The sequence below is a fragment of the Bacteroides graminisolvens DSM 19988 = JCM 15093 genome (genome assembly GCF_000428125.1).
GTDB lineage: Bacteria > Bacteroidota > Bacteroidia > Bacteroidales > Bacteroidaceae > Bacteroides > Bacteroides graminisolvens.
Window position 1 is genome coordinate 1 of record NZ_ATZI01000022.1, and the last position, 24,406, is coordinate 24,406.

The following is a 24,406-nucleotide window of genomic DNA, read 5'->3' on the forward strand; positions in this document are numbered from 1 at the left end:
AGGTGACTATAGCACAAGGGTTCCACCTCTTCCCATTCCGAACAGAGAAGTTAAGCCTTGTCACGCCGATGGTACTGCGTAACAGTGGGAGAGTAGGTAGTCGCCGTTTTTTAGAGAAGTCCTGCAGCTATACAAAGCTGTGGGACTTTTTGCGTTTAGGTTTTTTATTAATAAAAGTAGTATGAAGAAAATTGTGATTGTGGGTTGTGGACGTTTATCAACGATTGTGGTAGATGCAATTGTTAGTGGAATATTAGATGAGTATGACTTGGTTGGTGTTTACTCTCGTACGTTTGCTAAAGCAGAGTCTCTGTCAAGTAGGATGAATGAGAAAGGCAAGTCTTGTCGAGTTTGTAGAGACTTGAATGAATTACTCTCTCTGAAACCAGATTTTCTGGTTGAATTAGCTTCTCCTAATGCCATGAGGGAACTTGCATTGCCAACTCTTCAAAATGGAACTTCAATTATAACCTTATCTATTGGTGCTTTGGCGGACTCGGTTTTTTATAATGAAGTTATGAATACTGCTAAACTTAATGGAACAAAGGTTTATATTGCATCGGGAGCAACTGGAGGATTTGATGTGTTGCGTACAGCCTTCTTAATGGGGAATGCCTCTGCGAAATTCTTTAATGAGAAAAATCCACGTGCATTGATGGGTACGACTGTTTATGATGACAGCTTACTTAATGAACAAAAAACGGTTTTCAGTGGAAATGCCAAAGAGGCAATCAAATTGTTTCCTACGAAGGTGAATGTTTCTGTAGCAGCATCATTGGCGTCGGTCGGACCTGAGAACATGGAAATGACAATGGTATCAACTCCTGGGTTTATAGGAGATACTCAAAGAGTAGAAATTAAGAATGATCAAGTTCATGCTGTTATTGATGTGTATAGCGCAACGGCTGAAATAGCAGGGTGGTCAGTCGTTAACACCCTGCTGAATATTGTATCGCCTATTGTATTCTGATAAGTTAGCTAATACTTTCTCACTTAAACGATCAAAGGCTTGTTGTGTTCGACCTGTGGAAACCTGCATACATCGGACGTGCGGATGATTAAGTAAATGTTTTCCGCCCAAAGCTCCTATAGTATCGCAATAACAAAGGTTTTTCCCATTTAGCCAGTCGAGAAAGGGTGCCTCATCCCATGCAGGTGATAGTCCTGTATTGAATAATATTTTATTCTCACCTAAAGATTGAAATTCTGCTTCGTGGAGTAAGATGGTATTTTTGTTCAAGCAACAAAATACCACTTCACTTTCACGAAGTAGTCTATCTAATGGCAAGAACTTATAACCTTTCTGACGTGCATTGACTTTCTCACTTCTTGCAAAATATGAAATGTCTGCACCAAAAAACTTCATGGCATCAGCAATCATTCCACCTGATTTTCCTAATCCAATGATTCCAGCCTTTAATCCGGTAATTTCGCGGGGGATTTCGTCCCATGCTTCTTGTCCGAAACCATGCAGACAGCGAACTAATTCACTAATAACGTATTCTACTACTCCTTCGTCGCCATAATCACGAATTCCCGTTACTGTAATACCTTTTTTATTGGCATAGATAATGTCAACATTGGCACTTTCTGGTGAGTAGAGAGAACAGCACATTCCGATGTATTTTACTTGATCACATCTGTCTAGCACCCATTTATTGATTTGAGAAGTATAACTCAATAATACGGCATCGGCATCGCTAATACGACTTACTATTTCATTATCGTTTTGAGGAATATCTCCAAAAAGAATAACCTCTTTGGCGAACTTCTTTAATGCTTTTTCAGCAGAATGAATTAAGCTAATAGGCTCAATTGCAACTAATTTACGAAACATACTTATTCTATTTTTCAACGAAGTTACAAATAAAATAGGTATAATACAAAAAGAGTTGCAGACTCTATTACCAGTCTACAACTCTTTCAGATAAATCATGATTCTGTATTTATTCTACCTTTATTTGAAAAGGAGAGGCAGGTAAACCTGTTTTGTTTCTAAGATTTCCTTTTGGATTATCATCCCATGCATAACGAATCATCGTAGGGTTGGCAATGTTTTCATTCCATATTAGGATTTTATTACCCGAGATTTGAGCTTTGGCCCATTGATAACGTCCATCTTTATCGGCAATAGCAAAACCTTCTAACGAATCAACTGGAAGGAAGTCATCGGTACCTTTTTGAAAAGTAAGTGCTATTTTTCCGTCTTCGAGCTTGGCTGATATGCAGACAGGACCTGAACTAACATTTTTTTTCTGATTATAGGCAAGTCTGTCGGCTTGTAAAGCAACCCTTTTGGCTAGTTCTTTTTTGTTTAGTGGATGAATGTCATTCCATTCTCCCAAACCTAAACCTACTACAAGAGCAGTGTTGGGTAGTTTAGTTGTTACTAACCTTTGTGCTTCACGCAGCTGAGCCCAACCACTTTCAGATGGATATGTGTGTGTTTGCATGAAGTTTGGCAATTGAATAATAAAGAATGGTAGCGTAGAATTGTTTAACTTACTTCTCCAATCAATGATCATGGAAGATAATAAGGCTTCATATTCGTGAGAACGTCCTGTATTACTTTCACCCTGATACCACAATACCCCTTTAAACTGAAGTTTTGATAAGGGAGAAATCATTGAATTATACATACCAGTTGGAACATTTTGAAATGAAACGCCATTCACTCTGGTTGGCATTTCACAACCCAACTTATAATTCCATTGGCTGGACAATTTAATACTATCACCTCCCAAAATAAAACAATAAGGTTTGTCTTTAACAAAACTGGGACGTCCTCCATAACTAATCAGGCGCACGGTAATTATATTTTTTCCGGCTTTTAAGATCGAAGCGGGCACTTTATAAATACGAGGAGGATATTGATATGCTGTAGTCCCAACAAAAGTTCCATTTACAAAAACAGAATCAGCATCAACGATACATCCAACACGCAATACCCCATCTTTTATCTGAGTAGGCGAGAGTTCAACTGCTTGACGAAACCAGTGTGAACCATTTATGGGATATCCTTTGTTGATACTCCATTCCGAACTAAACATATCTACAGATGCCCAGTTTGAATCATCAAATTCAGTCTTATACCAGCAAATTGAATCATGTAATCCTTTGTCTCCCTTATATAATGATCTATCCCAAAATGCATTCATCATACTACTGCTTTGATTGATCAACTTTCTATATTCATCCGAAGAGAAAATATCTCTTTCTAACAGATTCCGAGGGAAGTCTTTCAAAGCTTCTTCACTCATCCAAGCTTCGATGGTACTACCGCCCCAACTTGAATTGATAATGCCAACCGGAACTTTGGTTTTGTTATACATTTCTTTAGCAAAAAAATAGGCTAAAGCAGAAAAGCCAGGTGCAGTTTCTTTGGTTAAGGCTTTCCATTCCATTTTTGAAATATCTTCTTGCGGACCTTTTACATCGTTTCCGTAGGGCGTTTTGACGTATCTGATGTTGTTGTTCTCATACATCTCTGTTTCTTCACGATACAGATCAGTAACACGATTTATGGGTAATTCCATATTTGATTGTCCGGAACAGAGCCACACATCGCCAACAAGAACATCTTTTATGATCAGGTGATTAACGATTAATTCATAGGGGCCACCCGCTTTACAAGCCGGGAGAGTAGCAGTCCACTTTCCATTTTGATCCGCTTTGACGGCCACTTTGTGCTTATTGAATGTTATGTTAACTGCTTCATTTGCATCGGCAGTGCCCCAAATCTGAATGGGTTGTTCTCGTTGCAGAACCATACCGTTTGACAGAACGGCCGGAAGTTTAACTTCTGCTTTGGCACAGATAAGCATTATTAATGCTAATGTAATGAGTAATATCTGCTTCTTTGTATTGCTTATCATGGTATTATGTTTTTAATGAATTGGTATACGGAACAAAGGTATTAAATCTAAGGCTTAATTGTTTGCTTTTAGGGCTCATTTGTGTTACATACCGTTACGCTGATTTGCTTCGTGTAACATAAATTATTGTTTATGTTACATATTATCTGATAGTTAATGAAGAGGGTTGTTTTATAAGTTGAATAGTGTATTTTTGCATCGACAGAGATTTTAATAACTAAATGTAAATACGATGAAATTGACACATCTTATTAAAGCGAATTTAGGTGTTGCTTGTCTTTTTTGCTTCTCTTTTACTATTTCTGCTCAAGAAGCATACAAGAATCCTAAATTATCACCAACGGAAAGAGCTAACGATTTATTACCTCGATTAACCTTGGAGGAAAAAGTTTCTCTCATGCAGAACTCTTCTAAAGCCATACCACGGTTAGGTATCAAAGCATACGATTGGTGGAGTGAAGCCCTTCACGGAATTGCTCGTGCAGGAAACGCAACGGTTTTTCCGCAAACAATCGGTATGGCTGCTTCTTTTAATAAGGATTTACTATTCAATGTATTTGATGCAGTTAGTGATGAAGCCAGAGTTAAATATCGTCAGTTTAGTTCATCCGGCCAGCACGGAAGGTATCAAGGGTTAACCGTTTGGACTCCCAACATAAACATTTTCCGTGATCCGCGCTGGGGTAGGGGACAGGAAACTTATGGAGAAGACCCCTATCTGACCAGCATGATGGGACAAGCCGTTGTACGTGGATTGCAGGGTGAAGCCAAAGGCGGGTATGATAAACTGCATGCTTGTGCAAAACACTTTGCCGTTCATAGCGGTCCCGAGTGGAACAGACATACTTATAATGCAGAGAATATTTCCCCGCGTGATTTGTGGGAAACCTACCTTCCCGCCTTTAAAGATTTGGTTCAGAAGGCCAATGTAAAGGAGGTTATGTGTGCATATAACCGCTTTGAAGGTGACCCGTGTTGCGGATCAAATAGACTGCTAATGCAGATTTTGCGTGATGAATGGCAATATAAACATTTGGTTGTGAGTGATTGCTGGGCTATTAATGATATGTTCACACCTGTTCCCAAGGGACATGGAACGGAACCCGATGAAGCTCATGCCGCATCAAAAGCCGTATCAGCTGGAACAGATGTGGAGTGCGGTTCGGTTTATAGCAATCTGACAGACGCAGTAAAGCGTGGTTTGATTGATGAAAAACGCATTGATGAATCTGTTATTCGTTTGCTGAAAGCCCGTTTCGAACTTGGAGAAATGGATGACCCCTCACTTGTTCCCTGGATGCAACTGAAGGATGATGTTATCAACAGTCCGAAACACCAGCAGCTGGCTATCAAGATGGCGCGTGAAAGCATGACTTTGTTGCAAAACAAAGACAACATACTTCCCTTGAAAAAAACAATGAAAGTAGCTGTCATGGGACCCAATGCTACCGATTCTGTAACGATGTGGGCTAATTACAATGGTTTCCCATACCATACCACCACCATACTAGAAGGAATAAAGAATAAGATAGGAGCCGAAAATGTGATCTATACCCAAGGCTGCACATTTACGCAAAATGTAGTTTTGAATAGCTTCTTTGATCAATGTGCCTTGAATGGCAAACAAGGTTTTCAGGCTACGTATTGGAATAATACAACGTTTAATGGCGAACCTGCTACTACAGACTGGTTAACAACTCCGTTCAATTTCTCAGCTGCCGGAGGAACTGTTTTTGCCCGTGGCGTATCATTGACAAACTTTTCGGCTCGCTATGAATCAGTTTTTACTCCTAAGGAATCTGGCGATGTGGCTTTCCATATGAATCTTAACGGCGGCTATACTTTATATATTGATGGAGAAGAACAAAACAAAGGAGGATCTATTGGATTACCGACTAAGGTTTATATGCTTCATGCAGAAGCCGGAAAATCATATACTATTCGTTTAGACTATAGCGTGCGTTATGAAGGTTCGTTGAACTTTGATTTGGGAAAAGAAGAAACGATTAACTTTAGCAAAGAAATTGAAAGGGTGAAAGACGCCGATGTGGTTATTTTTGCCGGAGGTATTTCTCCCAAACTGGAAGGTGAAGAGATGGCTGTAAATACTGATGGATTTAAAGGAGGAGACCGCACCAACATAGAACTACCTGCAGTGCAAAGAGAATTGCTAAAGCAATTGCATGCCGCCGGTAAACAGGTTGTATTTGTAAACTGTTCAGGTTCTGCTATGGGACTTGTGCCCGAGACGGAAAGTTGTCGAGCTATTTTGCAGGCGTGGTATCCGGGACAAGCAGCCGGTGTTGCCGTGGCCGACGTCTTATTCGGCGATTATAATCCGGCCGGACGTTTACCCATTACCTTCTATAAGAATGTAGATCAGTTACCCGATTTTGAAGATTATAATATGAAAGGACGTACCTATCGTTATTTTAAAGGCGAAGCTTTATTTCCTTTCGGTCATGGTTTGAGCTATACGACCTTTACTTACGGTCAGGCTAAATTAGCCAAGGCAGTTGTCAAGGCCGGAAATTCTGTAGAATTAACGATTCCGGTGACCAATACTGGTAAGTACGATGGCGAAGAAGTCATTCAGGTGTATCTGAACAGACCGGCTGATGTGGAAGGACCTTCGAAAACGCTTCGTGCCTTCCAACGAGTATTCCTCAAAGCCGGTCAGAAACAAGATGTCAAAATCCAGCTCAATCCCGATGAATTAGTTTGGTTTGACACCAACTCAAATACGATGAGATGCATTCCCGGTGAGTATAAGTTGTTGTACGGAGGAACCTCCGACAGCACCAAACTGCATACCGTTTCGTTTCGGATGAATTAACTGTTAAGCAGTTGAAACAGAAAGAGAGGAGTCTTCTTCAATGAAAGACCCCTCTCTTTTCTTTTATTCAAAACAGGAAATTTTTATTTCATGCCTTTTTTAGCATTGCTGGCCGGAGTAACAGCTTTTGCTGATTCGGCTTTCTTTGCTTTAGTTTCCTTGCATGCTTTCTTAGACGATTCTGCTTTCTTAGAAGCAGTTTGTTCAGTCTTCACCGGTTCTGATTTCTTAACCTGAGCATAAACTACGTTACCTGCACACATCATAGCTACCATAGCAGCTGCGAAAATAATCTTTTTCATAATTGTAATTCTTTTAAGTGATTTACTATATAAATGATAAACTCTATGTCTTTTGGACATGACAAAGATAGATTGATAGTTTCTTCATTGTAATTAGAAACTTCTTATAATTACATTAGAATTTCATTAGAAAGCGTTGGGGCTACTAAAGTTGTTATTGCTTTTTTATTATAACTTTGCAGCCAAATTGATAGAAAGATGCAATACTTTGGCGAAATACTTTCTTTGGGCGTGGCTGTGTCGTGGACAATCACGGCTTTATTTGCTGAAACAGCCAGCAAAAGATTGGGCACCTTACAACTTAACGTCATTCGACTAACACTTTCCATTATCATGGTTGGAGGAACTTTGTGGTGGTTTACCGGTTCCTTTTTGCCACTCTACACAGACTCTGCCACATTAATCTGGCTAGCCTTATCGGGTTTTGTAGGATATGTGTTGGGAGATTATTGCCTCTTCAACTCGTATGTGCTAATCGGTTCACGGTTTGGACAGTTGTTTATGACTACGGCTCCCATAGCTGCTGCTTTTTTCGGATGGATTATATTGGGAGAACATTTGTCACTCCAAACCCTGGCAGGCATGCTGATCACATTATTTGGAATTGGACTTTCGGTTTTAGGCCGGGGCAGCTCCCATAAAATAGGATTAAAACTGCCATTGAAAGGTGTGCTCTTTGGTATTGGTGCCGGAGTAGGCCAAGGAGTTGGTTTAGTTCTCAGTAAAATAGGAATGAATTATTATGAAGCGTCTATTCCTGAACAAATGGAATCTGTTTCCGATTTAGTACCCTTTGCCTCTACTTTTATTCGTGCAGCCGTAGGAGCAATTGGTTTCATCTTGATCATGGGCTATAAAAAACAATTTCACACCTTAAATACTGCCCGCAGAGATTATAAAGGAATGGGTGCTGCTTTGGGCGCAACCGTTTTCGGCCCTTTCATAGGCGTTTCTTTTTCATTGATGGCAGTTCAATATACTGAAGCCGGTATTGCATCTACCTTGATGGCGCTTACCCCCATCTTCATACTTTGGCCATCACATTATTTCTTCAAGCAACAAATAACCCTTAGAGAGATAATAGGCGCCATTATCAGTGTGCTGGGGGTGTCTTTGTTCTTTATCTGATCAATATGCACTCTTTTCTAATAGATAAAATACGCCCGTTGGTAGATATTAATCTGTTTGTAATGTATTTCCTGATTTAAATATGAGCTTAGGTTGAAAACTTTACTAACTTTGCATCGATTTGCAGAAAGTATAATAAGTATGATAAGACCTTTATGAAAGGAGTTTTGTGATCTTCTTATTTTCTTATTAAGAAAAACTTTAGAGGGATCAAAAGTGTTTGAATGAGTTTATTAGAGAGAGTAGTTGTAATAATATGAAAGAGTAATGAGGCTTATTGAATTGGTGAACTGTGTTCGCAGAAAAACGCTGTGTTTATTGACCGGTAGTATAAAATCGGGTATTTCTTGTATGGATAGCGTTGACAGAAAATGTATAAAAAAGGTGTTAATCGTTAGGCCCAATCACCGTTTGGGCAATCAGTTGCTGATTTCTCCTTTGATACAAGAAGTTCATCGCATGTTTCCTGATAGTAAAATTGATCTTTTTGTAAAAGGGCCTCTTTGCCGGGTGTTGTTTCATAACGACGAAGCGGTAGACGATATTATGACTCTCCCAAGGAAGCACTTCAATGACTTTTTCTGTTATATTGCCGGATGGTATAAAGTTCGCTCGAAGAAATATGATTTGGTCATAAACGTAGTAAGTACTTCCTCATCGGGCAGAATAGCGACTAAAGTAGCACGCTCAACTTATAAAATCTTTGGTGACGAAGCTGATGTTAATGTACTCATCAACCTTCCTTATAAAAAACACATTGCAGTTAAACCCATCTATAATTTACGCACCTATTTTTCCGCTCTGGGCTATGATGAAATGACCAAAGAGTTGCCTTTGCTGAAAATACAGCTAAGTGATGCCGAACTGTTAGCCGGAAAAGAAGTTTTAAGAAGGTATATTGCTGATGATAAGAAAGAAACCATTGCACTCTTTACCTTTGCCACCGGTGCCAAATGTTATCAGCAAGAATGGTGGCAACAGTTTCTTCAAGAATTAAAGCACCGTTTTGATAACTATAACATCATTGAAATACTTCCTGCCGAGAATGTTTCACAAATAGGATTTTCCATTCCTGCGTATTATAGTAAAGACTTACGGGAGATAGCCTCTGTACTTGCTAACGTCCGCCTGTTTATTGGCGCCGATAGTGGCATGATGCATTTGGCAGTTGCTGCAGGTGTAACTACTGTCGGCTTGTTTTCTATTACGAAGATGGATGTATATGCTCCGTATGGCAACCTTAATAAAGGCATTGATACAACACGAGTAACGATGGACCAACTGATGGACGAAATAAATGCTAGTCTACCGCAGTTAAACTAATACGGCACTTTGCCTTATTCCATACGTTCTATAAAGAAATTGCTGGTTGCAAAACCTTCTGTACACCCGGATGTACAAGCCTTGTACACCCCCATGTAGAACACTTATACACCCGGGTGTACAGAAGTCGTACACCCGGGTGTATAAAAGATTTGTTCACCAGCAAATTTTTATTTAATCACTTGCACTTTAGCTTTGTCACGTGGCTTGGCGTCCGGCCATTCGTTAGGATAACCTACGGATATAGTATAAAGAGGAGCAAAATTCTCGGGCAGATTAAGCTGAGCAATCACTTCTTTGGCTTCCGGTGTGCGCATGTATGCAATAACACTTCCTACCACACAAGTGCCTATGCCCATTGATTCGGCAGCGAGCAGAATATTCTGTCCCAATAAACCGCAGTCAACCTCACTATAATGGTTGGTTGTATCATTGGCAACTACAATAATAGTAGGTGCTCCGTGAAACACACTAAATCCTTCTTGCTGAGCCTTCGAGGCACTACCCTTCATCTCTTTTCCTTTAGCGAAGTTGATAAAACCATCGTTGATTGCTTTTATTAAATCGGGCTTTTGTATTACCCGCACTTCCCACGATTGCTTATTTAAAGCACTTGGTGCGTTGATGGCACATTCTGTTAACGTGTCAAGTTGTTCGGCCGTAATCTGTTCTGCTTTGTATGAACGTATACTCCGACGACTCATAATACTTTCTACCGTTTGGTTTGTTGCTTCCATATTCGTTTCTCCCGATGGAGGTGTTTGGCAAGACACCATTAATAAAGCCGTTAAAACAATAAAATAAACTTTCTTCATCATATTACGTATATTTAGTCATTTATCAAAAGTACAATTAATTTGGAAAGATGCAATTAGGTATAACTTCTTTTAGTATTCCTGTTTGGCTTTTAACGAACAAACAAGACCCTTCAATCGTTCTGTTCTCACATTCTATAAATAGTATAGTATAAGAAAGGAATCACAGTTATGAATGAAGATTTTAGCAAGTTGTTATCTCCTTTTCAGTTTCCTGTATCAGGAATTCAGGTCGATAACAGAATAGTGATGGCACCGATGACCACTTTTTCGGGCAACGAAGACGGAACCGTATCCGATGATGAACTGTCTTACTACAAAGAGCGTAACCGAGGAGCCGGTTTACTTATCTCCGCATGCGCTTACGTAACTCCGCAGGGAAAAGCTTTTCCCGGACAATTCAGTGCTTATTCAGACGATATGTTGCCTAGCTTGAAGCGATTGGCTGCTGCATTGAAAGAAAACGGAGGAAAGGCCGTGTTGCAGATTCACCACGGCGGAAGAATGTGTCCTCCCGAACTGGTTCCCGGCAGCGAGCCATTGAGTGCCAGCGCTGTTGCACCTGTGCGTGAAGGAGCCGTAACACCTCGTGAAATGACCGAATTGGAAATAGAAGAAACCATAGCCGCTTATGGAGAAGCCGCCCGAAGAGCCGTGGAAGCCGGTTTCGATGGTGTTGAAATTCATGGTGCCAATACATATTTAATACAGCAATTCTTCTCTCCGCATTCAAACAGACGAACCGATAAATGGGGAGGAAGTCTTGAAAAGAGAATGACTTTCCCGTTGGCAGTGGTCGATGCCGTAAAGGCAGCCGTGAAAAAGGCGTCCGACAGACCCTTCATCATTGGTTATCGTATCTCTCCCGAAGAGCTTGAAAACCCGGGAATTACCATGAATGATACGTTGGCTTTGGCGGAAGTTCTCTCTGAGAAAGAACTGGATTACCTGCACGTTTCAACCATGAACTTCTTTGGTGCTTCGTTGCGAGATGCCGCAGATGCCACACCCAGAGCACAACTTATTTATGATAAGGTGGGACACAAACTACCTGTGATTGGTGTTGGAGGAGTGAGCACGCCACAGCAGGCCGATATGGTTCTCGGCACCGGTGTACAATTAGTCGCGTTGGGTCGTGAATTACTTATTGAGCCTCGTTGGCTGGAGAAGTTGAAAAATGGTCAACTTGATTCGATAGAAACGGCACTGGATGTGCACAACCAGTCGGGTTTACATATCCCTACCCCCATGTGGAACAGTTTGTTAACACGAACGGGTTGGCTTCCTCTTAAGGAATAAGTACATCTTCTACCCCTTTTCTGGGGGAGTAAGGCATGGGAGAGGCGTAACCCAAACGAACAATTAACATAGGATGTTCATTGGTTTGGAGAAGCTTCTCCCTTATTGTTTCCATTAGTTCAGGCACTTCGCACGGCTGGTTCATGTAAGCATTGCATATTCCCAATCGGGTAGTTTCCAATAAAAAGCGTTCCAATGTCCGTCCTAGCGATATCCACTCTTCAACCGTATTCTCTTTAACGGTGAAAAGTACGAGGTGAGAGGATGACTCAATCTTCTTTAAATCCGATTTGTTTTGGGTTTTGGGCTTAAGGAAACTGTTTACTATGGGGCGTGCAATTAACGACGGAACACCGGGAACACCCATGGCAGCATTGGTCAGTCCGTTATTTGTCTTTTCGGCATGTTTGCTGTTAAACCGTATCCAATCCAATAATTCTTTTTTAAAAGCACCGTCGCTCATCTGAACATCGTTTCCCAAGCAGATGTAATTGGTTAGCCGCTTGTAATCGTCTTCTCCTTTTATATACATATAAAAACGAACTCCACTTTCCACCGGCATGTTTTTGATGATGGAAACCGTATCGCGGCTTATCTTCCGACAAGTGTAAACGCTTCGGTTTGTTTGTCTCTTGCTGATCGATGCGAACAGCGGGTGGCTTTGTGGCGATGCACTTTGTAGGGCAATATGAATGCTATACGTCTTTTCGTCTTTCTTTTCCACAGATAGTTGCGGAAGGTATCCTTTCTCTTGTGCAGCAATGCATAAGTTTTCGGCCGCGCATCCCAAGCTGATGTACAATTCCCGGTTCATCGGGTCAATAATTGGCAGTGACTGACCGAAATCGGGCAATATCTCAATCTCGTTGGGTTGTATTCTGAATAACCAGGGTTGCGTATTATGGCCTGAGGGAGCTTTTATCGCATAAGAAATCAATTCTTTGAAGACCGTGTTTTGTGCCTGGGCGTCGGTCGTAACAGGAATTATTGTTGCCATACACATTGTTATTAGAAAGTTTTTCAGATTCATTTAATTCATCAGTTAGTAATTCAAAGGTAGACATAAATAAATGATCTGTCTGCGCTAGTCTGTTATAATATCTATTGAAATCTTAACTTTTAGTTAAAGAGTAATGGGTGATTAAACTCATTGGGTTGTTTGTTTGTCAAACACTCAAAGTATTTAATTAAGGGGCCTGCTGGTTATGTTGCCGAAATGTAACCGTATAGTTTTCAATAGGTGGATGCAGGCTACGTAAACCCTAGACTAATAAGTGAAATATGAGACGATTAACAGTTCTTTTTTTGTTGGTATTATCAGTTTTAACCGTTTATGCTGAGACAGAAAAGGGGGCGCAAATTACAGGAAAAGTCATTGACGCCTCCACGAAACAAGGAATGGAGTTTGCAAACATCAGTTTGCGTAAAACGGGAAGTAAAGAGTTTATCAAAGGAACCGTATCCGATCAGTTGGGTGCTTTCAGACTAGATGGTGTATCAAACGGCAATTATGTGGTTGCCGTATCCGTAGTTGGATATGCTACATTTGAGAAAGAACTGACGATTGGTACGGGACAAAAAACGATAAATCTGCGTAACATCTTACTCAAAGAAGATACGCAGCTTCTGAATGAAGTGCAGGTGGTGGGACAACGGTCTCAGATGAAATTTGAGATTGACCGCAAAGTCTTTAACGTGGATCAAAGTTTAGCTACTGCCGGAGGTTCAGCCAGTGATGTACTTGGTAACATACCTTCGGTTCAGGTTGATCCCGAGGGAGAGGTCTCTCTTCGTGGTAATTCAAGTGTTACCGTTTGGATTAACGGTAAAGAGTCGGGGTTATCTGCTGATAACCGTGCTCAAATATTGGAGCAGCTACCGGCCGAATCGATTGAACGTGTGGAAGTAATTACCAATCCGTCGGCCAAATATAATCCCGAAGGCACAGCCGGTATCATTAACATTGTGTTGAAGAAAAACCGCAAAGCCGGTTATTACGGAAGTTTGCAGGCGGGTGTTGATACTCGTGGTGGCTATAATGCTGCGGGTAACGTAAACTTCAGCAGTGGAAAGTTTGAGTCTTTCGTTAACGTGGGCACGCGCGTACGTAAGTCGGAAGGAGAGGGTTATACCAATCGTCAGAATCTGGATGATAATGGGAATCCGGTTTCTTATCTGAACCAGTTGCGTAACGATGAGGATACGCGTAAACCGGTCATTTTCAGAGCGGGGACAACTTATCATGCTACCGATAAGGACCACTTTAGTTTCAATGGATTTGGATTGTTAGGCAGGGGAGATGAAACCGACTGGCTGAATTATACCAGCAACATTCCAGGTTCTTTTACTAACAGCTTGCGTACTTCCGCCGAGAAGAGAAAGATGAATATCGGTAATTTTGAAATTGGGTACAAAAGAGATTTCAGCGAGAAGAGCAATCTCGACTTGTCGGCTTCATATAACTTGGTCAACATAACTCCTGAAAGTTCGTTCTTACAAGTATCAAACTATGCGGGCGGTACTTCAACTACTTCTTACCAATTTCAGGAGAATGTAATGAAACCCAGAAAATGGGAGTTTCAGGCCGACTATGTGACAGAATTTGGCGAACAGAACAAGATTGAAGCCGGTTATAAAGGTGAGTTCCTCACATCGAAAAGCAAGGTGTCAACTTATTCGGGAACATCGGAGGGCAATGCCGCTTTCAACGAGGGACTTTATAATAACTTTACCTATGATCAGAATGTGAATGCTTTGTATGCAACCTACTCGAAACGCATCAATCGATTCGGCATTCAGTTAGGTTTGCGTGGAGAGCACACGCGTACCAATACCAATTCATTAGGTTACAATCAGTCCGAGACAGATCATCCGGCTTATAAAGATGACTATTTCTCGTTCTATCCAAGTGCGTTTCTGTCTTATCAGTTGCCTTCGAATAACGAACTGCAACTGAATTACACCCGACGTGTATCTCGTCCTTGGGGTGGACAGTTAAACCCGTTTGTAAACCTCACTGACTCAACGAACATTTCTTACGGTAATCCTTTGTTGCTTCCGCAATACTCCAATTCATTGGAATTGAATTACATTAAGAACTGGGAAAATCATACGCTTTCGGCATCGTTGTATTACCGTAACACGGACAACGTAATTCAACGAATCAGTTATCGCGACGGTGATATTATGAAGAGTACGTTTGAGAATATAGCCAAGACTCAGTCGGCCGGAACGGAACTTATTTTAAAGAATAACCTGTTTCGTATGATTGACTTGACCAGCACGTTGAACTTTTATTATAACAAACTCGATGGCTTTAGTTACTTACCTGCAGGGGCAACTACCCCCGTAGTTGGTGAGGCCGATGAAGATTTCTCGTGGAGTGCCAGGATTATAGCCAATGTCATGTTGCCTTGGGGTGTCTCTTTGCAAGCTACCGGCGATTATAACTCGCGTGAGTTAGTAGCACAAGGATATCGTAAAGCCAACCATGCAATTGATTTAGGCCTTAGAAAATCATTCCTCGATCGGAAACTGAGCCTGACTATCAATACCCGCGATTTACTGAATTCACGCAAAAGAGAAACAATTACTTCGGGTTCCGGATTCAGTCAGGAATCAGTATTTGCCCGTTCCGGTCGTACCGTAGGCTTTACGCTGACTTATAATTTCGGTAACATGAAAGGTAGCAGCAAACGTCCCGACCGACAGGAACAGCAGAACAACGGTGATGGTGGTATGATGGAGGAAGGATTCCAATAGCAACCTAGACTAATGTGTCTTTCATATATAGATATGTTTTTACTGTGATTATGAGTATCCCTGCAAGCTTAACCTCTTGCAGGGATTTTTGGTTATTGTTCTATCTCAAGCAATTTTTCCTTAACGTCTAGTCCTCCTGCATAACCTACTAAACGTCCGTTAGCACCAATTACGCGATGACATGGAATGATAATAGCAATGGGATTACGGTTATTGGCCATACCTACGGCACGAGATGCTTTGGGGTTGCCGGCAGCCGTTGCTACTTGTTTGTAACTCCATGTTTTACCATAAGGAATGGTACGGAGTACTTGCCAAACTCTTAATTGAAAATCAGTTCCTTGAGGATGCAACGGAACCGTAAACTCTCGCCTTCTTCCTTCAAAATACTCTTGTAATTCGTTTACAGCCTGTTTAATGAAAGGTGTTTCTTCGCAAACAGCATGAACAGGATTTCTTTTACCAAATGATACATCTGTAATGCCTTGTTCATCGGCAGAAATGGTTAAGTAACCAATTATCGTTTCATAAAAGTAATAGTTTATCATACGCACAATCTTTTTAAGGATTGAATGAATGGATAATGTGCAATAATTCTTCGTGCAAGATACCGTTACTAGCTAACACTTCACGTCCCGAATAAAAGCTGTCTGTACCCGAGAAATCAGTAATTCTACCCCCGGCGTTTTTTAAAATGATAGAGCCCGCAGCTATATCCCACGGACCTAAGAACGCTTCCAGACGCGCTTCAAACCGTCCGGCAGCAACGTAACAAATCTCAGCAGCGGCCGATCCCTGAATACGTAGTCCACCCACATTTCCGTATAATGTGTGAATGAGGTAATCTGCCATCTTTTTATAAGCATTGAAGTTATAAGGTAATCCCAATTCGATGAAAGCATCATTCAGTTTATTAATTGCGGATACATGAATTTTCTCCTCATCAAGATAGGCGGGAATGCCTTTGTGCGACCAAAAGCATTCATTGCGACATACTTCATAGACTACACCGAGTAACACTTCCTCCCTATTCCGCAACGCAATGCTGATGCAAAACGGAGCATTGTCATGAATAAAATTAGTGGTGCCATCGAGCGGATCAATAACCCAGCAATACTCTTGCGTAGTCAGTTCACCCGAACCTTCTTCGGCTATGAAGCCTGCTTCGGGAATCAGTGCCGACAATTGCTCAACCAATCGGCGTTCCGATTCCTTATCGACGTACGAAACGTAGTCGTGACTGTTTTTTTCTTCTACCTTTTCTCTTTTGAAGTTCTTTCTCTCAGCTCTTAAAAAATCACCTCCTTCTTTGGCGATGCTTCGTACTGCTCTTGTCAGTTCAGCCAATTCTCTGTTATCGGCGGGATTATATTTCATCATTAGTTCTTTTAAAGATTATTATTAGGGGTAACGAGTAGTTTATCAACCCGCCCGTTATCCATGTCAACCACCTCGAATTGTAAGTGACGATAGGTAAATGTATCACCCTCTTTCGGGATGCGTCCGATGAAGAACATAGCCATTCCGCCTAACGTTGTGAAATCCTCCACTTCAAGGTCATCGTATTCAAGTATATTCATTTCGTCCATAAAATCACTGATATTCATGGAACCCTCAACGAGTAAGGAACCATCGGCCCGTTCAACGATCTCGAGCTCTTCAGTCTCACCCTCTTCGAGTATATCACCAAAGATACTCTCGGTCAGGTCATGCAGCGTAACCACTCCTTCGGTTCCTCCGTATTCATTGACCACAACTCCGAATTTGGTTTTATTCTTTTTAAATAGCTCCAATATTTTCTTGGCATACAAACTTTCAGGAATATAAAGAGGTTCCCGGGCTATGTCGGCTAGGTTGAAAGGCTGATCGGAACCCGTTTTAAGAATGATGTCCTTTACCGAAACAACGCCGATGGTCTCGTCTTTGGCATGGTCAACTAGTAGATAATTACTGAAATGCCGTTCATCAATTATCGCCAATGTTTGTTCCAAGGTATAGTCCGGCTGCAGAATTACCAAATCTCGTCTGTGCGTCATTAATTCGTTGGCGCGTTTGTTTGAGAAGCGGAAAACATCCCGTAACATTTCAGATTCTTCCCTGTCAATAATTCCTTGCTCCGAGCTCTGATGCAAAATCATGCGCAGCTCTTCATGAGTCATGGGCCTTTCCTGACCTCCTTCAATACCTAACATTCTATTAACCACACGGGTTGACAGACTTAACAGGTACACAAACGGGTAGGCTAACTTCGATAGTAAGCTCATGGCAGGGCACAAGGCACATGCATATTTTTCAGGGTTCGTCAGTGCAATCGATTTAGGAACCAGTTCGCCAATGACCAATGAAAGGTAAGTGATGATGGCTACAACGGTAATCATAGCCAGATTTTCGGCATAAGGCGCCGTAGCGGGTATGTCTTTAAAAAGAGGAGCCAAATCATCAGCCAATGCCACTCCACCGAAAGCACCCGATATGATACCGATCAGTGTAATTCCGATTTGTATAGCTGAAAGAAATTTCTCAGGTTCTTCCAACTGTTTCAATACTTTTTTTGCCGTTCTGTTTCCTCTGCCGGCCATTGTTTCGAGGCGAGCTTTGCCGGATGAAACCAATGCTATTTCATACATGGCGAAAATGCCGTTCATAACCAGCAACAGAATGATGATAATAATTTCCATAAATGTTTGTGAAGATTTTCAGAAGCGAAAGTTACTTCTTTTAGTAATGCCGTGCAATAGTTGGCTCCTTTTTTTATTAAAACTCAAATGTAACCCCAATAGTTGGCAAAACAGTACCGCTTTCTTGTTTTATGTATTTCATAACATACCGTTGTTCCGCACGTGGTGCCGATGGATTCTCTACAACTCCGGTGCTCACAATAGCGTCGGGTTCCTTAAATTTACTTCCGGTAATGTTCTGTACATCCAGATAAAATCCAAGCATGTATCGTCCTATGTAATATGTTTTATCAACGCGCACGTCGAGCGCAGCATAATGATCGGCTCGTTCCGTGTTGAACTTCGAATAATCATAATACGGTTTAGCCTGTGCATCCCAAGCAGTAACGAGCGATGACTTTTGCACATCATAAGGAGTGTAAGGAGCACCTCCTATGGCACTGATCTTCGCCCCGATGCTCCAGTTGCGAGGCAGATTGTAAGTACCACTCATATTCAATATAAATCGGTTATCCCATGCCGAAGCGATGTACGGATCGTTTTTGGTGTTTCTGTATTCGCTTTTAAACAGGGTGAGTGAAGAAGAAAGGTTCAGTTTCTGGGCAACGATCCATTTCAACATGAATTCTACTCCGTACGAACGCCCCTGAGCTGTTGATGATACCGCCTCATTACCTACTACACCGTAATCATTGCCTTTGCACGCCATGGGAATACCGTCAACAATGGAGTAGGGAATACGATCATAGTCTTTGTAGAAACCTTCGGCAGATAGTTCTACCTGGTTATTGATTTGCCAGGAAAGACCTATGTTCTTTTGGCTGACCGACATAAAGCGAAGGTTGGTTTTGTTTACGAACTCTCCGTTGTTGTCTTTGAATCCTAACATGGTGTAGGCGGGTAACTGATAGTATAACCCAATGCTTCCGCTCAGGAAAAATCCTTTGCTGAGTTGATAGGAAACAGACAGACGAGGTGATAGCTGCTCGCTCAGATCACGCATTTCCGAAGAGTAATTGTTAGCGTCTGTTCTTAATCCCAAAGATGCACTGAATCGATCATCATCCGATTCGTAAGTAGCTTTTACAAAAGCTCCCCATTTAATCATATCTATCCAAGTGCGGTAGTTCACCACTTGCTCGCTTCCGGTGAAACGCTTTTGATACGTACGATTCCCATACTGTGCATATTCCATATTTGCACCGTAACTTAACCTGGTATTTCCCCAAACCGAACTGTTTTCTACTCTCAATTTCGTTTCCTGCTCTTTCGACCGAAGTTTGAGAGAGAGCATCTCTGCATTGCTTTCGTCGTTGTTCAGGTATTTGGTATTCCGGTTGTTGAGGTAGCTGTGGCTTAACACCAAACTCTGTACATGGTGTCCGGCATAGTGTTTGTACACACCACCTACCGTAAAAGTCTCTTGTTGTATCTTGGGCAGATAACCCAGAATATACTGGGCATCTTCCTCTTCTGCATCTTTGTTGAGTCGCATGTTATCAATACCCGCCAGTCCTAACAATGTTAACTCGTTTGCTTCATTAAAGCGAGTTTTCAACTTAAACTGCGCATCCGTATAGGTGGGTAGGAATGGTAATCCTAACGCTTTGAACAGAAACTGCAAATACGACTGCCGTAAAGATACGAGATAAGTAGTTTTCTCACTTAAATGTCCGTTGGACGTGAGCGATGCTTCCGATGCACCGAGTGTTGCTTTCAGTGAATTCTTCTCCAAATCGCCGTCACGCAGCTTGAAGTCGAGCACCGAACTCATGGCATTTCCTCTTTCGGCAGGGAAGGCGCCCGTATAGAAATTGACCTCACGTATCAGGTCAGCGTTGATGATGCCAACCGGTCCGCCCGACGCTCCTTGCGTGCTGAAATGATTGATATTAGGGATCTCCACTCCATCGAGGTAGAAACGGTTTTCAGACGGAGCACCTCCACGTACAATCAGGTCGTTTCGGTAACCGGCAGGCGAGAAGGCTACACCGGGATACGACTGTACGATGCGAGAAATGTCACGGTTAGCTCCGGGACTCTTTTCTATTTCCTGCAAACCAATAATACGCAGGCTTACCGGAGTTTCCGTAACTCTTCTGAATGGCGATGCCGTAACGGTAACACCGGTTAGTTCCGTGGGGCTTTCCTCCATTTCAATGGTGATGTGTAAGTCTTTTGTGGAAAGAATATATTCGGGAGTAATGACCGTGCGGTAACCTATAGCCGATGCTTGTAACCGGTAGATACCCGGTTTGAGTTGCGGTGAAGTGAAACGACCCGTTTCATCTGTCACGCTGCCGCTACCCGTGCCTTGCACCAGTATGTTGACGAACTCTAACGGCTTGCGTGTCATTTTATCAATAACCACTCCTTTTATATAATGTATGGGTTGAGCGGCTACATTCAGAAAGCAAATTACGAGAAAGATACCTAATAAAAATAGTCGTTTCATATATTCTATTTGTTTAATGTCACTAATCAACAAACAAATGTAAGGAATAGTTTTTGTTTTCAGATGAAACCGTTATTTTTGTCATACAATTGCAGTCAATAGATTGCAATATTCGTTTTCATTGAATTTAAAAAGAAAAACATGATTGTAAAAAGACATTTTTTAGCTGTATTGCTTCTATTGGCAGGTTTATATGTACAAGCCGCCAAAGTAGATACCGTTCTGGTGAAGAGCCAGTCGATGAACAAAGAGGTGGAAGCTGTTGTCATTACTCCGAATATTGCTTCGGGTAAGAAGGCAGTAAACTGTCCGGTTATTTATTTGTTACACGGATATAGTGGCAACGCTCGTTCGTGGATTGCTCTGAAACCCGAACTACCTAAGATAGCCGATGAGAAAGGCGTTATCTTTGTTTGCCCCGATGGCAAGAACAGTTGGTATTGGGATAGTCCCAAGAATCCGGAGTATCGTTATGAAACGTTTGTTTCAACGGAACTGGTTAGCTACATCGATGCCAGTTATAAAACAATTGCCAATCGCTCGGGACGAGCCATTACGGGACTGAGCATGGGCGGTCACGGCGCCTTGTGGCTTGCTTTTCGTCACAAAGACGTGTTTGGTGCGGCAGGTAGCACCAGTGGGGGTGTAGACATCCGTCCGTTCCCTATGAATTGGGAGATGAACAAACAATTGGGCGAATTTGCTGCCAATAAAGGTTTATGGGATCAGCATACAGTGATTAACCAACTCGACAAGATACAACCCGGTGATTTGTCGCTCATCATTGATTGCGGAGAAGGTGACTTCTTTCTTACTGTTAATCAAAACCTGCACGAACACTTGTTGGCCCGTCGCATTGATCATGATTTCATCCTTCGTCCGGGAGTTCATAACGGACAGTACTGGCATAACTCTATTGATTACCAGATTCTTTTCTTTCAGAAATTCTTTTTGAAGAAGTAAGTACAACAAATAAATAATGGGCGTATGGAAAGTTTAATCTCCGTGCGCCCATTATTTGTTTACTATGTACGTTTCAGAACGACTTTTGTTTATTGTTTGGCCGTTTGACGAATGCCATCAACCACCACACCGTTTGTTGCTTTTCTCTCAAGTGATGATTTCCCTCTTCGCAGTTGCGTTGTGGTAGAACGTGTTGAGGCCTTTGTCGCACTATATGTTCCATTAATAATGCTAATGGCTGTGCTTAGCATAATCTCGTCTGTGTTACCGAAATCAAATATCTTATCTAAGTGATCAATCTCCGCTACTTGGTATTTAGGAGTAAATCCGTTTACGTAGAAGTCCGATTCCCCTTTGGAGTTGTATATCTGACAGGTAATAGGATGCATTTCCCATTTGTAGGTAGTATTTTCAAAGGTTTCCGAACCTACGTTTTTACCTTCGGTTTGTTCACCAATCAAAATTACATTGGCATCACCCATATAAGGCCTTAATGCATTGATTACGAGCTCGGATGCTGAGGCAGTACGATTGGATACCAAAACATATAGTTTGCTAAGGTTTAGGTTCGTTCCTGTGCTGATTAAACTTTTTGCATAGCTCAGGTTGTAAGTACGTGGGCTCTGTTTATCATTAAACGTCATGTTACAGAACGTTTGATTCAAAGCACTGGATGGAGCCAGAATGGTAGAAAGCAGTTGGGCGCAAGTGATCAATCCGCCTCCGTTGTACCGTAGGTCGAGCACAAACTCATCTACACCTGCAAATTCTTTAGATAAAGCCAATAATTCTTTGTTATATTTCTCATCTCCATCCGTTTTACTATCGGTGAAGTGATTGTAGACCAGATAACCTATTTTTTTCCCACTCTTCTCGTCCGTTATAATTGTATGATAATGTACGGGATCATCTTCAATGGCACGAGCTGAACTAATGTTGATATCACCGGCTGCAACAAAACGTTTATCGGTTTCAAAGGTAGCCATGGTAAATTTGGTGGCCGTGCTTCCAAGCAAGGTCGTGTAATTACTTTCTGTGATATTCTTTCCGTCTATTTTAGTAATCCACATACCCCGTTTAATTCCTGCTTCTGATGCCGGTGAATTAGGAACTACGTACAAAATGTGCGCGTATGAATAACCTAGTGGGTTATCATTTTGGTCAACCATGTTGTAGATCTGAAATTCAAACCCGTAACTGTAGTCGGTCTGACTGATGCTTTTGGTTGAAGCCGATACGTCAGAAGTACTTTCTATATAAGAATAGAAGTAATCAGAACTATCGTTGTGTTTACCGTCTTTAGAGGAAAGCAACGAATCAAAGAAATCCAATACTCCCAGTTTGTAGTTTAACGAAGAAGCTGCGGGTATTTCAGAATACCAGTAATAGTTTTCCCGCATTTCGCTTTCAATCCAAGTATACACACTTTCCGTAATAACTACAGGATCCTCTTCTTCTTCCTCTTCGGTAGGTGTGGTTACTATCTCATCATCGTCTTTGCTGCACGAATAAAAGAAAAAAGGTAAAGCCACGGCAAAGAATACGATGGCAAATGTCTGTTTGATATTCATAAAATTACAGTATGAGTTATTTATTATTCAATCAGCTTCAGGGCGGTACTTAAAAGTAACTCGCCGGTGTTGCCGAATTCTTGAAAAGTAGCAAGTGTCGATAGGCTTTCTGCAGCAGCGTAATCAACAGCGAAACCACTTGTGTAATCAGCCTTATCTTTGGCGTTGTAGTACATGTGCGTAACCGGATTAACACTCCATTGGTACGCCTCGTTCACGTATGGGGTGGTGCCGTAAGGTTTTCCGGCAGTCTTCGCACCCACAAGCACTACCGTCATATAAGGTTTAAGTGAGTTAATCAGTAACTCAGCCGCCGCCGATGTTTCTCCGCTTACCAATACGTACAGCTTTTCCAAATTCAGGTTTGTTCCTCCCGATATGCTGCTCAAAAATGTTTTTGTTACCGTTTGCGGGTTCTGTTTATTGTTGTATTTCAGCGTGCAACATGTTTTCCCCAATGCTGTGGACGGTGCCAGTATGCTGCCCAATAGCTGCACATTTTCCAAATCACCTTCTCCCTGAGCATAGCGAAGATCCAAAACAAACTCGCTGACCCCCGAAAACTCATTCGATAATGCAATCAATTCCTTGTTATATGCATCATCGGTTCCGTTTGCAAAGTTGTTGTAAACCAGATACCCCACTTTCTTTCCCGCCTGCGTCAGCGTGGTGTGATACAAGACAGGTTCGTTGGCAACTACCCTGGTTGTAGGCAAGCTCGACTTTCCCGCAGCTACCAGTTTGCCGTCACTGTATGTGGCGAGTCCTATTTCCAATGCATCATCTTCATCCAAGATTGTTTTATTCTTGCTAGTAATGGAGTCGCCCTCTACCGTGGTTATCCATTTCCCTCGTGACAGTCCGGCTTCCGAGGCGGGTGAATTAGGCAGAACATATAGTACTTGAGCTGCATAAGTCGTGTCACTCACACTGTATAGCTTGTATTTAAAACCGTACGAATAATCGGTTGCCGTTAAATCCGTGACGTAAGAAACCGTTTCACTATTATATACCAACGTTTTGAGGAAAGCCGCCGGTGCTGTAAAGTAGTTGAGCTTTTTGGTGGAAGGCATCTCGGTGTACCAATAGTAGTTAACACGCATCAAGCTGTCCATCCATCTGTCTAGCCCTGTTTGCTCCCGATAAGCAATGCTGCGGTCTTCCCCGCAAGATGAAAGGCAAACGACAGATAAGAATAGCATGACCGACGCATATCGTATTTTCCGGAAATTCATAACAGGTGTTTTATAGTTCTTGAACGATGCAAATATACTTTATTCTTTCTTTTTCCGAATATAAAATTTGAATAAATACAATATTTATAGACGAACTACCATATTTGTGGTATGAAAATGCCTTCAATGAGTGATTGGGTAGTGTGTTCGTGCGACCTATCTTT

Annotated in this window: 18 protein-coding genes and 1 rRNA gene; 8 read left to right on the top strand and 11 right to left on the bottom strand. The window is 41.7% G+C overall.

The features are described from left to right. Position 1: 1 nt before the first annotated feature. Positions 2–109: ribosomal RNA gene (rrf, locus tag C511_RS0111605) — 5S ribosomal RNA — on the top strand. A 72-nt stretch (positions 110–181) separates the two neighbouring features. Then, positions 182–970 (top strand): aspartate dehydrogenase domain-containing protein, encoded by a 789-nt coding sequence (locus tag C511_RS0111610; protein WP_024997310.1) that lies wholly within the window; start codon positions 182–184, stop codon positions 968–970. On the opposite strand, the gene C511_RS0111615 is transcribed toward C511_RS0111610, so the two are convergent. Together C511_RS0111615 and C511_RS0111620 are read right to left on the bottom strand one after the other, a co-directional pair. Beyond that, complete coding sequence (locus C511_RS0111615) at positions 923–1,837, bottom strand: NAD(P)-dependent oxidoreductase (protein WP_024997311.1); 915 nt, start codon at positions 1,835–1,837, stop codon at positions 923–925. The two genes, C511_RS0111610 and C511_RS0111615, sit on opposite strands and share 48 nt — an antisense overlap. Positions 1,838–1,946: 109 nt before the next feature. Continuing rightward, positions 1,947–3,875 carry a sialate O-acetylesterase gene (locus C511_RS0111620; protein ID WP_024997312.1) on the bottom strand — a complete coding sequence of 643 codons (1,929 nt, stop codon included), beginning with the start codon at positions 3,873–3,875 and terminating at the stop codon, positions 1,947–1,949. A gap of 232 nt (positions 3,876–4,107) precedes the next feature. On the opposite strand from C511_RS0111620, the gene xyl3A reads away from it, so the two are divergent. After that, positions 4,108–6,711 (top strand): xylan 1,4-beta-xylosidase, encoded by a 2,604-nt coding sequence (xyl3A, locus tag C511_RS0111625; RefSeq protein ID WP_027318172.1) that lies wholly within the window; start codon positions 4,108–4,110, stop codon positions 6,709–6,711. Between the two features lie 83 nt (positions 6,712–6,794). Here xyl3A and C511_RS0111630 read toward each other — a convergent pair whose 3' ends face one another. Further along, positions 6,795–7,013: a hypothetical protein gene (locus C511_RS0111630; protein WP_024997314.1), complete on the bottom strand. Its 219-nt coding sequence runs from the start codon at positions 7,011–7,013 to the stop codon at positions 6,795–6,797. A 198-nt stretch (positions 7,014–7,211) separates the two neighbouring features. Between C511_RS0111630 and C511_RS0111635 the strand changes: the two genes are divergently transcribed. Both C511_RS0111635 and C511_RS0111640 read left to right on the top strand, forming a co-directional pair. Further along, positions 7,212–8,141 carry a DMT family transporter gene (locus tag C511_RS0111635; protein WP_024997315.1) on the top strand — a complete coding sequence of 310 codons (930 nt, stop codon included), beginning with the start codon at positions 7,212–7,214 and terminating at the stop codon, positions 8,139–8,141. 267 nt (positions 8,142–8,408) lie between these two features. Then, entirely contained in the window at positions 8,409–9,464 is a 1,056-nt protein-coding gene (locus tag C511_RS0111640) for a glycosyltransferase family 9 protein (protein ID WP_024997316.1), read from the top strand. A gap of 170 nt (positions 9,465–9,634) precedes the next feature. Here C511_RS0111640 and C511_RS0111645 read toward each other — a convergent pair whose 3' ends face one another. Continuing rightward, positions 9,635–10,282, bottom strand: coding sequence for a nitroreductase family protein (locus C511_RS0111645; RefSeq protein WP_051260513.1), 648 nt, complete (start codon positions 10,280–10,282; stop codon positions 9,635–9,637). 168 nt (positions 10,283–10,450) lie between these two features. Here C511_RS0111645 and C511_RS0111650 point away from each other — a divergent pair, with 168 nt between their 5' ends. After that, the gene (locus tag C511_RS0111650; protein ID WP_024997318.1) at positions 10,451–11,578 is read left to right on the top strand and encodes an NADH-dependent flavin oxidoreductase; all 1,128 of its coding nucleotides are present in this window, start codon (positions 10,451–10,453) and stop codon (positions 11,576–11,578) included. Here C511_RS0111650 and C511_RS0111655 read toward each other — a convergent pair. Next, complete coding sequence (locus tag C511_RS0111655; protein WP_081698308.1) at positions 11,568–12,575, bottom strand: Acg family FMN-binding oxidoreductase; 1,008 nt, start codon at positions 12,573–12,575, stop codon at positions 11,568–11,570. The two genes, C511_RS0111650 and C511_RS0111655, sit on opposite strands and share 11 nt — an antisense overlap. Positions 12,576–12,859: 284 nt before the next feature. On the opposite strand from C511_RS0111655, the gene C511_RS0111660 reads away from it, so the two are divergent. After that, positions 12,860–15,340, top strand: coding sequence for a TonB-dependent receptor domain-containing protein (locus C511_RS0111660; protein ID WP_024997320.1), 2,481 nt, complete (start codon positions 12,860–12,862; stop codon positions 15,338–15,340). 92 nt (positions 15,341–15,432) lie between these two features. Here the strand turns inward: C511_RS0111660 and C511_RS0111665 are convergent, their stop codons facing one another. The 4 genes from C511_RS0111665 to C511_RS0111680 all read right to left on the bottom strand — a co-directional run bounded on the left by C511_RS0111665 (position 15,433) and on the right by C511_RS0111680 (position 20,473). Continuing rightward, positions 15,433–15,888 (bottom strand): methylated-DNA--[protein]-cysteine S-methyltransferase, encoded by a 456-nt coding sequence (locus tag C511_RS0111665; RefSeq protein WP_027318174.1) that lies wholly within the window; start codon positions 15,886–15,888, stop codon positions 15,433–15,435. A gap of 13 nt (positions 15,889–15,901) precedes the next feature. Beyond that, positions 15,902–16,720, bottom strand: a complete 819-nt coding sequence (locus C511_RS0111670) for an inositol monophosphatase family protein (RefSeq protein ID WP_226992564.1) — start codon at positions 16,718–16,720, stop codon at positions 15,902–15,904. An 8-nt stretch (positions 16,721–16,728) separates the two neighbouring features. Next, complete coding sequence (locus C511_RS0111675) at positions 16,729–18,018, bottom strand: hemolysin family protein (protein ID WP_024997322.1); 1,290 nt, start codon at positions 18,016–18,018, stop codon at positions 16,729–16,731. 76 nt (positions 18,019–18,094) lie between these two features. Further along, positions 18,095–20,473, bottom strand: a complete 2,379-nt coding sequence (locus C511_RS0111680) for a TonB-dependent receptor (protein WP_027318175.1) — start codon at positions 20,471–20,473, stop codon at positions 18,095–18,097. 141 nt (positions 20,474–20,614) lie between these two features. Here C511_RS0111680 and C511_RS0111685 point away from each other — a divergent pair, with 141 nt between their 5' ends. Further along, positions 20,615–21,436, top strand: coding sequence for an alpha/beta hydrolase (locus C511_RS0111685; protein WP_034782350.1), 822 nt, complete (start codon positions 20,615–20,617; stop codon positions 21,434–21,436). 89 nt (positions 21,437–21,525) lie between these two features. Here C511_RS0111685 and C511_RS0111690 read toward each other — a convergent pair whose 3' ends face one another. Both C511_RS0111690 and C511_RS0111695 read right to left on the bottom strand, forming a co-directional pair. Continuing rightward, positions 21,526–23,007, bottom strand: a complete 1,482-nt coding sequence (locus C511_RS0111690) for a S41 family peptidase (protein ID WP_051260514.1) — start codon at positions 23,005–23,007, stop codon at positions 21,526–21,528. 23 nt (positions 23,008–23,030) lie between these two features. After that, a complete protein-coding gene (locus C511_RS0111695) occupies positions 23,031–24,242 on the bottom strand; it encodes a S41 family peptidase (protein WP_027318176.1) in 1,212 nt (403 codons plus the stop codon). Positions 24,243–24,406: the final 164 nt, after the last annotated feature.

Excerpts from the sequence above, each read along its gene's own strand:
- C511_RS0111610 (WP_024997310.1), top strand. The coding sequence starts at position 182 with ATGAAGAAAATTGTGATTGTGGGTTGTGGACGTTTATCAACGATTGTG.
- C511_RS0111615 (WP_024997311.1), bottom strand. The coding sequence starts at position 1,837 with ATGTTTCGTAAATTAGTTGCAATTGAGCCTATTAGCTTAATTCATTCT.
- C511_RS0111620 (WP_024997312.1), bottom strand. The coding sequence starts at position 3,875 with ATGATAAGCAATACAAAGAAGCAGATATTACTCATTACATTAGCATTA.
- xyl3A (WP_027318172.1), top strand. The coding sequence starts at position 4,108 with ATGAAATTGACACATCTTATTAAAGCGAATTTAGGTGTTGCTTGTCTT.
- C511_RS0111630 (WP_024997314.1), bottom strand. The coding sequence starts at position 7,013 with ATGAAAAAGATTATTTTCGCAGCTGCTATGGTAGCTATGATGTGTGCA.
- C511_RS0111635 (WP_024997315.1), top strand. The coding sequence starts at position 7,212 with ATGCAATACTTTGGCGAAATACTTTCTTTGGGCGTGGCTGTGTCGTGG.
- C511_RS0111640 (WP_024997316.1), top strand. The coding sequence starts at position 8,409 with ATGAGGCTTATTGAATTGGTGAACTGTGTTCGCAGAAAAACGCTGTGT.
- C511_RS0111645 (WP_051260513.1), bottom strand. The coding sequence starts at position 10,282 with ATGATGAAGAAAGTTTATTTTATTGTTTTAACGGCTTTATTAATGGTG.
- C511_RS0111650 (WP_024997318.1), top strand. The coding sequence starts at position 10,451 with ATGAATGAAGATTTTAGCAAGTTGTTATCTCCTTTTCAGTTTCCTGTA.
- C511_RS0111655 (WP_081698308.1), bottom strand. The coding sequence starts at position 12,575 with ATGGCAACAATAATTCCTGTTACGACCGACGCCCAGGCACAAAACACG.
- C511_RS0111660 (WP_024997320.1), top strand. The coding sequence starts at position 12,860 with ATGAGACGATTAACAGTTCTTTTTTTGTTGGTATTATCAGTTTTAACC.
- C511_RS0111665 (WP_027318174.1), bottom strand. The coding sequence starts at position 15,888 with ATGATAAACTATTACTTTTATGAAACGATAATTGGTTACTTAACCATT.
- C511_RS0111670 (WP_226992564.1), bottom strand. The coding sequence starts at position 16,720 with ATGATGAAATATAATCCCGCCGATAACAGAGAATTGGCTGAACTGACA.
- C511_RS0111675 (WP_024997322.1), bottom strand. The coding sequence starts at position 18,018 with ATGGAAATTATTATCATCATTCTGTTGCTGGTTATGAACGGCATTTTC.
- C511_RS0111680 (WP_027318175.1), bottom strand. The coding sequence starts at position 20,473 with ATGAAACGACTATTTTTATTAGGTATCTTTCTCGTAATTTGCTTTCTG.
- C511_RS0111685 (WP_034782350.1), top strand. The coding sequence starts at position 20,615 with ATGATTGTAAAAAGACATTTTTTAGCTGTATTGCTTCTATTGGCAGGT.
- C511_RS0111690 (WP_051260514.1), bottom strand. The coding sequence starts at position 23,007 with ATGAATATCAAACAGACATTTGCCATCGTATTCTTTGCCGTGGCTTTA.
- C511_RS0111695 (WP_027318176.1), bottom strand. The coding sequence starts at position 24,242 with ATGAATTTCCGGAAAATACGATATGCGTCGGTCATGCTATTCTTATCT.